The sequence below is a fragment of the Kitasatospora sp. NPDC058965 genome, from assembly GCF_042741245.1.
Lineage (GTDB): Bacteria > Actinomycetota > Actinomycetes > Streptomycetales > Streptomycetaceae > Kitasatospora.
Genome location: NZ_JBHYKG010000144.1, coordinates 1 through 12,007 on the forward strand (window position 1 = coordinate 1; position 12,007 = coordinate 12,007).

The following is a 12,007-nucleotide window of genomic DNA, read 5'->3' on the forward strand; positions in this document are numbered from 1 at the left end:
GATGGGCGGGGGCGGGGGGGGGCGGGGCGGGTGGTTCGTCCCCCCGGGGCGGGCCCCGCCCGCCGCGCTCACGCCGGGTCGACCTGCCGCAGGCCCTCCCCGTCCAGCCGCAGCCAGCGGGTCGGCCCCAGCCGGCGCAGGAACTCCAGGTCGTGGCTGACCACCACCAGTGCGCCCCGGTAGGACTCCAGCGCCTCGGTCAGCTGCCGCATGCTGGCCAGGTCGAGGTTGTTGCTCGGCTCGTCCAGCAGCAGCAGCTGCGGCGCCGGGTCGGCCAGCAGCAGCGCCGCCAGCGTGGCCCGGAACCGCTCGCCGCCGGACAGCGTGCCGGCCGGCTGCTCGGCCCGCGCCCCGCGGAACAGGAACCGGGCCAGCCGCGCCCGGACCAGGTTGTCGCCGATGCCCGGGGCCATCGCCTTGACGTTGTCCACCACGCTCAGCGCGTCGTCCAGCAGGTCGAGCCGCTGCGGCAGGTAGCGGATCGTCACCGGGCACTCCAGGCTGCCCTCCAGCGGGCGCAGTTCACCGGCGACGGTCCGCAGCAGGGTGGTCTTGCCGGCGCCGTTCGGACCGACCAGGGCGATCCGCTCCGGCCCGCGCAGCTCCAGCTTGACCGGCGTGCCGGTGGTCAGCCGCAGGTTCTCGGTCCGCAGCACGGTGCGCCCGGCCGGCACCTCGGTGCGCGGCAGGTCGATCCGGATCTCGGCGTCCTCGCGGAACGCCTCCTCCGCGGCGACCAGCCGCTCCTTGGCCTCGGCCAGCCGCTCGGAGTGCATGCCGCGCACCCGCCCGGCGGTGTTCTCCGCCTTGCGCTTGAACGCGCCCGCCAGGATCTTCGGGTCGTTGCGCTGGATCGACTTCTTCTTGCCGTAGCTGGCGCTGCGGGCCAGCCGGATGTTGGCCTCGGACAGGTCGCGCTGCTGGCGCTGCACGTCGGCCTCGGCGTTGCGCACCAGTCGCTCGGCGGCCTCCTGCTCGGCCGCCAGGGCCTTCTCGTAGTCGGCGAAGTTTCCCCCGTAGAGGGTGACTTCGCCGTCCCGCAAGTCCGCGATCTGGTCCATGTACTGGAGCAGCTCGCGGTCGTGGCTGACCAGCAGCAGGACCCCGTTGAAGCTCGACACCGCCTCGTACAGGCGGTCCCGGGCGGCACGGTCCAGGTTGTTGGTCGGCTCGTCCAGCAGCAGCACGTCCGGGCGCCGCAGCAGCACGGCGGCCAGCCGCAGCAGCACCGCCTCGCCGCCGGAGAGTTCGCCGATGGTGCGGTCCAGGTCGAGCCTGGCCAGGCCGAGCCGGTCCAGCGCGGCCCGGGCCCGCTCCTCCACGTCCCAGTCGTCGCCGAGCACGGTGAAGTGCCGCTCGGCCGCGTCCCCGGACTCGATCGCGTGCAGGGCTTCGCGCTGCGCCCGGATGCCGAGCGCCTCGTCCACCCGCAGCGCGGTGTCCAGGGCCAGGTCCTGCGGCAGGTAGCCGACCTCGCCGCCGATCCGCACGGTGCCGCCGGTCGGGGTGAGCTCACCGGCCAGCAGCCGGAGCAGGGTCGACTTGCCGGCCCCGTTGAGGCCGATCAGACCGGTCCGGCCGGGGCCGATGCCCAGGTGGAAGCGGTCCAGCACGGGCTTGCCGTCGGGCCATTCGAAGCTGAGGTCGGTGCAGAGGATCGCGAGGGTGGTCGGTGCCATGGTGGCCTCCTGCGGGGTTGCCGGGATCGGGAACGAGCAACACGGGAGACACCGCACGGGCACGGGGCGAACGGGAACGACGGACCGTCGAAAGGCCTCGTACCGAGATCGCGAGCACGCTCTGCAACACCGCGCGACAGAACCAGCGCGGGAGCGGTGTCTCAGGACCTCAGTAGAGCAACGGCCTTCTCCGTTCAGAAAGGGGCAACGGGTTCGAGAGTACGAGCCCCCCTCCCCGGCCGCAAAGGGTTTTTCTCCGGGGCCGTCTAGGATTCAGCCATCATGAGCGCCACTCTCGTCACCAAGGACCTCGCCGCCGGCCACGGCGAGCGCACCCTCTTCGCCGGCCTGGACCTGGTGGTCGCGCCCGGGGAGGTGGTCGGCCTGGTCGGCGTGAACGGGGCGGGCAAGTCCACCCTGCTGCGCCTGCTGGCCGGCCTCGACAAGCCGGAGGGCGGCGCGATCTCGCTCAGCCCGCCGACCGCCACCGTGGGCCACCTGCCCCAGGAGCCCGACCGCCGCCCCGGCGAGTCGGTGCGCGACTTCCTGGCCCGGCGCACCGGTGTGGCCGCCGCCCAGGCCGCGCTGGACGAGGCCACCGAGGGCCTGGTCGAGGGCCGCCCGGGGGCCGACGACGCCTACGCGGAGGCCCTGGAGCGCTGGCTGGACCTGGGCGGCGCGGACCTGGACGAGCGTGCCGAGCAGGTGGCCGACTCGCTGGGCCTGGCGGTCGGCCTGGACCAGCCGATGACCGGCCTGTCCGGCGGCCAGGCGGCTCGCGCGGGCCTGGCCTCGCTGCTGCTCTCCCGCTACGACGTCTTCCTGCTGGACGAGCCGACCAACGACCTCGACCTGGACGGCCTGGAGCGGCTGGAGGCCTTCGTCCAGGGCCTGCGCGCGGGCACCGTGCTGATCAGCCACGACCGCGAGTTCCTGGCCCGCACGGTGACCCGGGTGGTGGAGCTGGACCTGCACCAGCAGCAGGTCAACCAGTACGGCGGCGGCTACGAGTCCTACCTGGAGGAGCGCGCCCGGGCCCGCCGGCACGCCCGCGAGGAGTACGACGAGTACGCCGACACCAAGGCCGGTCTGGAGGCCCGGGCCCGGATGCAGAAGGGCTGGGCGGACAAGGGCGTGCGCAACGCGCTCAAGAAGAACCCGGACAACGACCGGATGCGCAAGGCCGCCGCGGTCTCCTCCTCGGAGAAGCAGGCCGCCAAGGCCAAGCAGACCCAGCGGATGATCGAGCGGCTGGAGGAGGTCGAGGAGCCCCGCAAGGAGTGGGAGCTGCGGATGGAGATCGCCGTCGCACCCCGCTCCGGCTCGGTCGTCGCGACGCTGCGCCAGGCCGCCGTGCGGCGCGGCGAGTTCGCCTTCGGACCGGTGGACCTGCAGATCGACTGGGCGGACCGGGTCGCGATCACCGGAGCCAACGGGGCCGGCAAGTCCACCCTGCTGGCCGCGCTGCTCGGCCGGCTCGCCCTCGACTCGGGCGACGCCTCGCTCGGCTCCGGCGTGGTGATCGGCGAGGTGGACCAGGCGCGCGGGCTGTTCCTCGGCCAGGAGACCCTGCTGGCCGCCTTCGGCCTGGCGGTGCCGGAGCTGAACCCGGCCGACGTCCGGACCCTGCTGGCCAAGTTCGGGCTCAAGGCGGTGCACGTGCTCCGCCCGGCCGACACCCTGTCGCCCGGGGAGCGGACCAGGGCCGCGCTGGCCCTGCTGCAGGCCCGCGGGGTCAACCTGCTGGTGCTGGACGAGCCGACCAACCACCTGGACCTGGCGGCGATCGAGCAGCTGGAGCAGGCGCTGGCCTCGTACACCGGCACGCTGCTGCTGGTCACCCACGACCGCCGGATGCTGGACGCCGTCTCGGTCAACCGGCGGATCGCGGTCGCCGACGGGAAGGTGGCCGAACTCTGACCCCGCACCGACCGGCCGCGGCCCGGCCGGACCTGACGGAGGTTTAGACCAGTGGGCAGGTCGTCATACTCCGCGTATGACGACCCACCCCGCCGTCCCGCTACGCCCGATGCAGGTTCCCGCCGACCAGGCCGAGGACCGCGCCCGGAGCTTCCACCAGGTGATGGCCCAGCGCCGCACCGTCCGCGACTACTCCCGGCGGCCGATCCCGCCGGGCGTGCTGGAGTGGGCGGTCCGCACCGCCGCCACCGCGCCCAGCGGCGCGCACGTGCAGCCCTGGCGCTTCGTGCTGGTCACCGATCCGGCGCGCAAGCGGCGCCTGCGCGAGGCGGCCGAGGCGGAGGAGCGCGAGTTCTACGCCCACCGCGCCTCCCCGGAGTGGCTGGCCGCCCTGGCACCGATCGGCACCGACTGGCACAAGCCCTTCCTGGAGGACGCGCCGGCCGTCATCGTGGTCTTCGAGGTGCACAAGGGCCCGCACTCGCCGCGCCCGTACTACACCAAGGAGTCGGTCGGCATCGCGGTCGGCCTGCTGCTGGCCGCCCTGCACCAGGCGGGGCTGGCCACCCTCACCCACACCCCGAGCCCGATGAAGTTCCTCAACGAGGTCTGCGAGCGCCCGGCGGAGGAGCGCGCCGCCTACGTGATCCCGGTCGGCTATCCGGCGGACGGCGCCCTGGTGCCCGACCTGCACCGCAAGGAGCTCGACGAGGTCCTGGTCCGGCTCTGAGCAGTCGCCACGTTCGCTGGTCGGTGGGGCGGTGCGGCTGAGATGATACTTGTCATGAACGACTCTGCCGACGGCCCTGTCAACGCCGCGCCGCTGACCCCCACCCCGGCCGCCGTCCCGCCCCCCGAGCTGCTCGACCTGCCCGACGGCTACCTGCTGCGCCGCCGCACGCTCGCCGACGCACCCGTCGTCAACGCGGTGATCGTGCGCAACATCGACTACCTGCGCCCGTGGATGCCCTGGGCCAAGGACGTGCCGAGCCTCGCGCGCAGCACCGAGATGACCAAGGCCGGCTGGCAACTCTGGGAGAACCGCACCGACTTCCTGTACGTGATCAGCCACCGGGACGAACCCGCGAGCGTGCTGGGCATGTTCGGCCTGCACCGGCGGATCGGCCCGGGCGCGCTGGAGATCGGCTACTGGGTGGCGAAGGAGCACACCGGCCGGTCGCTCGCGACCCACGGGGCGGCCGCGCTCACCGAGGCCGCCCTGGCGCTGCCCGACGTCGACCGGGTGGAGATCCACTGCGACGAGGCCAACGCGGCCAGCGCCGCGGTGCCGCGCAAGCTCGGCTACCGGCTGGACCGGGTCGCCGAGGAGGCCGCCACCGCGCCGGCCGAGACCGGCCGCAAGCTGATCTGGGTCATGGAGCGGGCGGACCGGACGGTCTGACGGGGGGTCGGGCGGTCCGGCACGGATCGGGCCGCCCGCCCGGGGCCGGCGACCTTAAGCGGGGCGTAACGCAGCCTTCGCGGACGGGCCGAGCCTTGACGTGCCCAGTTGGTCTAGGCCATTTTTGGTGCACCCCACGATCAGCACGTCGAAAGGCACCCCCATGCCACGCGCGCTCCACCGCCGTCCCGCCGCCCGGCGGGCCCGGCTCCTCTCGCTCGGCTGCGCCGCCCTGCTCGCCACCGGCGGCCTGACCGCGCTCGCGGTGGGCGCACAGGCGGACACCGCGAACCTGCTGGCCAACGGCGGGTTCGACAGCGGCCTCGGCTCCTGGAGCTGCTCGGCCGGCGACTCGGCCGTCTCCTCCCCCGTGCACGCGGGCACCGGCGCGCTGCAGGGCGCGGCCAGTGGCAGCGACACCGCGCAGTGCACCCAGACCGTCGCGGTGCAGCCCAACACCACCTACGCGCTCAGCGCCTGGGTCCAGGGCAACTACGTCTACCTGGGCGCCACCGGCGCCGGGGTGACGGACCCCCAGGTCTGGACCCCGTCGGCCTCCTCGTGGAGCCGGCTGAGCGGCAGCTTCACCACCGGGGCGAGCACCACCAGCGTCACGGTGTACCTGCACGGCTGGTACGGGCAGGGCACCTTCCTGGCGGACGACGTGGTGCTCAGCGGGCCGGGCGGGGGCGGCGGCACGCCCACCCCCACCCCCACGCCGACCCCGACGCCCACGCCGACTCCCACCCCGACCCCGACGCCCACCTCGACCACGCCCGCGCCCGGTTCGGTCGCCATGCCGGTCGCCCCGTACGTGGACATGGGCGCCTGGCCGACCCCCACGCTGAGCGCCTTCAGCGCCGGCAGCGGGATCAAGTCGTACACCCTGGCCTTCGTCACCAGCGTCGGCTGCAAGGCCAGTTGGTTCAACGCCTACGACCCGCGGGCGGCCTGGGCCAAGGACCAGATCGACGCCGTCCGGGCCGCCGGCGGTGACGTGAAGGTCTCGTTCGGCGGTGCCTCCGGCACCGAACTGGCCGCCGCCTGCAGCACGGTGGACTCGCTCTTCGCCGAGTACGACGCGGTGGTCAAGGCCTACAACCTGAGCTACGTGGACTTCGACGTCGAGGGCGCCGCGGTCTCCGACACCGCCTCCAACGACCGCCGTTCGGCCGCGCTGGCCAAGCTGCAGCAGGCCCACCCGGGCCTGAAGGTCTCGCTCACCCTGCCGGTGCTGCCCGAGGGCCTCACCTCGGACGGGCTGAACGTGGTCAAGTCCGCGGTCAACGCCGGGGTCGACCTGGACCTGGTCAACGTGATGGCGATGGACTACGGCCGCCCGGGCACCAACTACGGCACCGCCGCCGTCCAGGCCGCCCAGAGCACCCACGACCAGCTCAAGGCGCTCTACCCGGCCAAGACCGACGCGCAGCTCTGGGCCGCGGTCGGGGTCACCCCGATGATCGGCGAGAACGACGACCACCAGGTCTTCGACCTGGCCGCCGCCCAGCAGGTGGTCACCTTCGCCCAGCAGCACCACCTCGGCGAGCTGGCCTTCTGGGAGATGAGCCGGGACGCCAACGCCTGCACCGGCGGCGCGCTCTACAAGTGCACCAACGTGCCGCAGCAGCCGTACGACTTCGCCAAGGTCTTCGCCAAGTACACGGGCTGACGGCAGGTCACTCCCCCACCGACTCCGGCCCGCCGGCCCCCACCCGGCGGGTCGGACGCCTTTCCGCGTCAACCGGCCATCCGGGCCCGGGAGATGACGGTCTCGGTGTCGACGCCCACCGGCAGCGTGCCGAACGCGCCACCGTGGTCGCCGGCCACCCGCGAGGCGATGAAGGCCTCGGCCACCGCCGGCACCGAGTGGCGCACCAGCAGCGCGGCCTGCAGTGTGACCGCCATCCGCTCCACCAGCCGCCGGGTGCGGTACTCGACGTCGGTCAGGTCGCCGAGCTCCTTGCGCAGCGCGTCCACCGCCCGGTCGAGCCGGCGGTCCGCGCCGGCGACCGAGTCCAGTTCGGCGAAGTAGGCCTGCACCGACTGCGGGCTGCGGGCCATCGCGCGCAGCGCGTCCAGTGCGGCCACGTTGCCCGAGCCCTCCCAGATCGACACCAGCGGCGCCTCGCGGTACAGCCGCGGCATCCCGGACTCCTCCACGTAGCCGTTGCCGCCCAGGCACTCCAGCGCCTCCGCCGCGTGCATCGGACCGCGCTTGCAGACCCAGTACTTGGTCACCGCCAGCGCCAGCCGGCGGAAGTCGGCCTCGCCCTGGTCGCCGGCCAGCGAGCGGTCGGTGGCCTCGGCCAGCCGCAGCGCGACGGTGGTGGCCGCCTCCGACTCCACCGCGAGGTCGGCCAGCACGTTGCGCATCAGCGGCTGGTGCACCAGCTCGGTGCCGAACGCCCGCCGGTGGTCGGCGTGGTGGACGGCGCGCTGGACCCCGAGGCGCATCGCGGCGGCGGCGCCCAGGGTGCAGTCGAGGCGGGTCATGTTGACCATCTCGATGATGGTCCGCACCCCGCGCCCCTCCTCGCCGACCAGCCAGCCGACCGCCTCCTCGTACTCCAGCTCGGCCGAGGCGTTGGACCGGTTGCCGAGCTTGTCCTTGAGCCGCTGGATCCGCAGCGCGTTGCGGGTGCCGTCCGGCAGCACCCGGGGCAGCACGAAGCAGCTCAGGCCGCCGGGGGCCTGGGCCAGCGTCAGGAAGACGTCCGACATCGGGGCGGAGGTGAACCACTTGTGGCCGGTCAGGTGGTAGGTGCCGTCCCCGGCCGGCAGCGCGACCGTGGAGTTGGCCCGCACGTCCGAGCCGCCCTGCTTCTCGGTCATCGACATGCCGGCGATCAGCCCGCGCTTGCCGTGCGGCTCGCGCAGGCCGAAGTCGTAGACGGTGGAGGCCAGCAGCGGCTCCAGCCGGTCGGCCAGCTCCGGCGTGGCGCGCAGCGCCGGCACCGCCGCGTAGGTCATCGAGACCGGGCAGCCGTGCCCGGCCTCCACCTGGCTCCACAGGTAGAACTTGGCGGCCCGGGCCGTGTGCGCGCCCGGCCGCGGGTCGCGCCAGGGCGCCGCGTGCAGGCCGTGCTCGACCGCCACGGTCATCAGCTGGTGCCAGGCGGGGTGGAACTCCACCTCGTCGATCCGGTGGCCGAACCGGTCGTGGGTCCGCAGCACCGGCTCGTTCTCGTTGGCCAGCCGGCCCCACTCCGCCGCCTGCTCGGTACCGGCCAGCGCGCCGAGCTCGCGCAGCTCCGCCTCGGCCCAGCCGGCCCCCGCCCGGTGCAGGGCGGCCAGCACGGCCGGGTCCTCGGCGGTGTTGTGCCCGTACGGCAGCGGGACCTGGTTGGTGACCTCGTGGGTGTGCGGCACGGCCGGCTCCCTACTCGTGAGTAAGTATCGGTCCCACTCTGCCGCATCCCGGGGGCGATGGGGAGTACCGGCGGCCGGTCGGCGCCTGCCGGGGGCTACCCCACCGGCAGCGGGGTGCCCGGCTCCAGCGGGGTGAGCTGCTCGATGTCGTAGCGCCGGCGCAACTCGTCCACCGCGTCCGCGGCCGGCGGGCCGTCGGCCAGCAGCGCCAGCAGCTCCTCGAAGTAGCGCTCGTGGTCCGGCGGCGGCGCGGCCTGGAAGAGCAGCCGGGCGGGGGCCGGACCGGCGTTGGCGAAGCCGTGCGGGCAGCCGGGCGGGACGTGCAGCAGGGCGCCGGGCGTCCCCCGGTGCACGGTCTCGCCCGCCGCCGAGCGCCACCGCTGCCAACGGCCCGCGGTGCGCACCTCGGGCTCGAAGGCGAACATGTCCACCTCCCCCTCCAGCACGTAGAAGAACTCCTCGCCGCGGGCGTGCCGGTGCGCCCCCACGTCGAAGCCCACCGGCACCACCACCTCGAAGAGCGAGCCGACGGTGCTCCGTTCCCCGGTGATCTTGAACGTCACGTGCTGGGCCGGCCCGGCCAGCTGCCGCCCGGCGCCGGGCGGCAGCACCAGCCCGCTCACCAGGCCACCGGCAGCTCGCGCGGTCCGCGGATCAACTCGCCCCGCTGCCAGGGCACCTGCTCGCGCGGCACGGCCAGGCGCAGCCGCGGGAACCGCTCGGTCAGCACCCCCAGCATCACCTGGGTCTCCATCCGCGCGAAGGCCGCGCCGACGCAGTAGTGCGGCCCGTACCCGAAGGCCAGGTGCGGATTGGGCTGCCGGTCGAAGTCCAGCTCGTCGGGCCGCTCGAAGACCGCCGGGTCCCGGTTGGCCGCCACGTACGAGGAGTACACCGCCTCGCCCGCCCGCACCAGCACGCCGCCCAGCTCGACGTCCTCGGTGGCGATCCGGGCCTGGCCGACGGCGTTGCGGTGCGGCACCCAGCGCAGCAGCTCCTCCACCGCCTGCGGCAGCAGCGCCGGCTCGGCGACCAGCCGCTGCCACAGGTCCGGCCGGGTCAGCAGCGCGTACGCCATGCTGGAGCTGTTGCGGCGCACCGCGGTCATCCCGCTGGTCTGCATCAGCACGGCGAAGGCCACCAGCTCCTCGCGGGTCAGCTCGCCGGCCCGCTCGCCCTCCAGCAGGTGGCTGAGCAGGTCGTCCCGCGGCTCGGCCAGCCGCCGGTCCGCCAACCGGCCGAAGTAGGCCTCGATCTCCCGCTTCGCCCGCTCGCTCGCCTCCGGCGGCTGCGCGGAGGTGATGATCCGGCCCGCCCACTGCACCACCCGCTCCCGGTCCTCCTCCGGGATCCCCATCAGCTCGCTCATCCCGTGCATCGCGAACGGCGCGTACAGGGCGGCGACCAGGTCCGCCGGGGCGCCGTCGCGCTCCATCCGGTCCAGCAGCCGGTTGGCCAACTCGATCGACCTCGGGCGCAGTCGGTCGATCCGCCGCTGGGTGAACGCGCGCGAGGCGGAGCGCCGCAGCCGGCCGTGCTCCGGCGGGTCGGCGAAGCCCACCGCGTCGTGCAGCGGGATCGGGTTGGGCGCCAGCCGGGTGACGTCCCGGTGCAGCAGCGCGGCCCGGCTGAACCGGGCGTCCGAGGTCGACCGGGTGACGTCGGCGTACTTGCCGGCCAGCCAGGCCTCGCCGGTGCCGTGCGGCAGCCGGACCAGGCCCAGCTCGGCCCGGCCCAGGGCGTCGGCCATCACCGGGTCGTGGGCCAGCTCGTCCAGGTGGTCCACGGTCCACTCGGTGACCGCAGGTCGGTCCATCGGTACCCCTCGCTCAACTCAGCCGGCCGGGCCGGCGATCGGTCCAACTGCCCAGCGCCAGCTCGGCGGTGATCCCCGGGCCGAAGCCGGCCAGGATGCCCCGCTGCTCGTCCAGCGCGCGGCCCTCGGCGAACAGCCGGTCCAGCGCGTCCAGCACCACGGCGCTGGCGATGTTGCCGTACTCGGTGAGGGTGGCCCGGCTGTGCCGGAAGGCCTCCGGCGGCACCCCCAGGAAGGTCCCCAGGTCGTCCAGGATCCGCGGGCCGCCCGCGTGCACCACGTAGAAGTCGAGTTGGGACGCCTTCCAGTCGTGCTGCTCGGCCAGCTCGACCAGCACCGGCGCGAGCGGCTCCATGGTGCCGGGCACCCGCTTGTCCAACTGGAAGTGGAAGCCGGTGGGGCGCACCGCGTAGGAGATCCACTCCTCGGTGCCCGGGATCAGGTAGGAGCCGTTGCGCTCCAGCCGCACCCCGTACCCCTCGTCCTCGCCGCGCACCACGGCGGCCGCCACCGCGTCCCCGAACAGGCCGTTCGACAGCAGCTGGCCCACCCCGAGGTCGGTGGGCTGGTAGCAGAGCGAGCAGAACTCGCAGGCCACCACCAGCGCGTGGCGCCCGGGGTAGGCCTGGCAGAAGTCGTGCGCCCGGTTCACCGCCGCGCCGCCGGCCGCGCAGCCCAGCTGGGCGATCGGCAACTGCCGGGTGCGCGGGTCGAACCCCATCTCGTTGATCAGCCAGGCGGTCAGCGAGGGCATGGTGAAGCCGGTGCAGGAGACGAAGACGATCAGGTCGATCTCGCGCGCCAGCAGCCCGGCGTGGTCCAGCGCCCGGCGGACCACCGGCGGCACCCGCTTCTTCGCCTCGCTGACGAAGAGTTGGTTGCGGGCCTCGAGGCCGGGGTGGCGCAGCGTCCGCTCGACCGGCTGGACCAGGTGGCGCTTGCGCACCCCGGTGCGGCTGATCAGCCGCAGCACCAACTCCAGGTCGGGGTGGTCCCGGTGCAGGTCGCGGGCGATCGCCAGGGTGTCGTCCATGGTGAGGACGTGTTCCGGAACCTCGGTCGCCGGCCTGCAGAGCACTGCCATCTCGTCCGTCTCCCTGGCCTCGGCCGTCCCGTTCTGACACTTCGTCAGGATCATACGGTGCGGACACGGTGGGTGATCACGCGCGACGCGGCGGCCACCGGGCGGACTAGGATCACCCGATGACGCGAACCACTGAGCTCAGCAGCCAGCCGGAGGACCGGTTTCCCGCACTCTTCGCCCCGCAGCGCTGGGAATGGGGCGGCATCGACGCGCAGTTCGAACTGGCGCTGCCGCCGGACGAACTGATCACCAACATCCACCTGATCGGGTTCACCCCGGACGGCCGGGTGGTGCTGTGCCGCGACGCCAAGGACCACTGGTTCCTGCCCGGCGGCACCCGGGAGCCGGCCGAGTCGGTGCGCGACTGCCTGGTCCGCGAGCTGCGCGAGGAGGCCGGCGCCCGGCTGCTCGACGAGCCGGTCTGGCTGGGCGCGCACCGCGCGGTGACGGACCGTCCGACCCCGTACCGGCCCTGGCAGCCGCACCCGGAGAAGGCCTGGCTCTGGGGCTGGGCCGAGGTGCTGGTGGACTCGGCGCCGACCAACCCGGAGGACGGCGAGGAGGTGGTCGAGGTGCGTCCGGTCACCGTCGCGCAGGCCGCCGGGCTGCTGGCGTACGAGTCCTGGCGGGCCGAACTGATCGCGCTGGCCGCCGAGCAGCGCGGGGTCTGAACGCGTCGCGGGGGGCGGGGGGAACCCACCCCGCCCCCCCCCCCGCCCCCAGCCCCGCCCGCC

10 protein-coding genes are annotated in these 12,007 nt (G+C 73.9%); 5 read left to right on the top strand and 5 right to left on the bottom strand.

Annotated features, from left to right (window positions below; all coding sequences use genetic code 11):
- Positions 1-68: 68 nt before the first annotated feature.
- Positions 69-1,679: an ABC-F family ATP-binding cassette domain-containing protein gene (locus ACFW1A_RS22955; RefSeq protein WP_380411021.1), complete on the bottom strand. Its 1,611-nt coding sequence runs from the start codon at positions 1,677-1,679 to the stop codon at positions 69-71.
- Between the two features lie 282 nt (positions 1,680-1,961).
- On the opposite strand from ACFW1A_RS22955, the gene ACFW1A_RS22960 reads away from it, so the two are divergent.
- The 4 genes from ACFW1A_RS22960 (at position 1,962) to ACFW1A_RS22975 (ending at position 6,673) form a co-directional block, all read left to right on the top strand.
- The gene (locus ACFW1A_RS22960; RefSeq protein WP_380411023.1) at positions 1,962-3,599 is read left to right on the top strand and encodes an ABC-F family ATP-binding cassette domain-containing protein; all 1,638 of its coding nucleotides are present in this window, start codon (positions 1,962-1,964) and stop codon (positions 3,597-3,599) included.
- Positions 3,600-3,675: 76 nt separating this feature from the next.
- Positions 3,676-4,329, top strand: coding sequence for a nitroreductase family protein (locus ACFW1A_RS22965; protein ID WP_380411024.1), 654 nt, complete (start codon positions 3,676-3,678; stop codon positions 4,327-4,329).
- A gap of 54 nt (positions 4,330-4,383) precedes the next feature.
- Positions 4,384-5,001, top strand: a complete 618-nt coding sequence (locus ACFW1A_RS22970; protein WP_380411025.1) for a GNAT family N-acetyltransferase — start codon at positions 4,384-4,386, stop codon at positions 4,999-5,001.
- A 163-nt stretch (positions 5,002-5,164) separates the two neighbouring features.
- The gene (locus ACFW1A_RS22975) at positions 5,165-6,673 is read left to right on the top strand and encodes a carbohydrate binding domain-containing protein (protein WP_380411026.1); all 1,509 of its coding nucleotides are present in this window, start codon (positions 5,165-5,167) and stop codon (positions 6,671-6,673) included.
- A 68-nt stretch (positions 6,674-6,741) separates the two neighbouring features.
- Here the strand turns inward: ACFW1A_RS22975 and ACFW1A_RS22980 are convergent, their stop codons facing one another.
- The 4 genes from ACFW1A_RS22980 to ACFW1A_RS22995 all read right to left on the bottom strand — a co-directional run bounded on the left by ACFW1A_RS22980 (position 6,742) and on the right by ACFW1A_RS22995 (position 11,273).
- Positions 6,742-8,373, bottom strand: coding sequence for an acyl-CoA dehydrogenase family protein (locus ACFW1A_RS22980; protein ID WP_380411027.1), 1,632 nt, complete (start codon positions 8,371-8,373; stop codon positions 6,742-6,744).
- Positions 8,374-8,468: 95 nt separating this feature from the next.
- On the bottom strand, positions 8,469-8,999 hold the full coding sequence (locus ACFW1A_RS22985) for a cupin domain-containing protein (protein ID WP_380411040.1): 531 nt from the start codon (positions 8,997-8,999) through the stop codon (positions 8,469-8,471).
- Positions 8,993-10,189, bottom strand: a complete 1,197-nt coding sequence (locus tag ACFW1A_RS22990) for a cytochrome P450 (protein ID WP_380411028.1) — start codon at positions 10,187-10,189, stop codon at positions 8,993-8,995. The genes ACFW1A_RS22985 and ACFW1A_RS22990 overlap by 7 nt, the downstream gene beginning before the upstream one ends.
- 13 nt (positions 10,190-10,202) lie before the next feature.
- The gene (locus ACFW1A_RS22995) at positions 10,203-11,273 is read right to left on the bottom strand and encodes a type III polyketide synthase (protein WP_380411029.1); all 1,071 of its coding nucleotides are present in this window, start codon (positions 11,271-11,273) and stop codon (positions 10,203-10,205) included.
- A gap of 119 nt (positions 11,274-11,392) precedes the next feature.
- Between ACFW1A_RS22995 and ACFW1A_RS23000 the strand changes: the two genes are divergently transcribed.
- Positions 11,393-11,944 carry an NUDIX hydrolase gene (locus ACFW1A_RS23000; protein ID WP_380411030.1) on the top strand — a complete coding sequence of 184 codons (552 nt, stop codon included), beginning with the start codon at positions 11,393-11,395 and terminating at the stop codon, positions 11,942-11,944.
- Positions 11,945-12,007 lie beyond the last annotated feature (63 nt).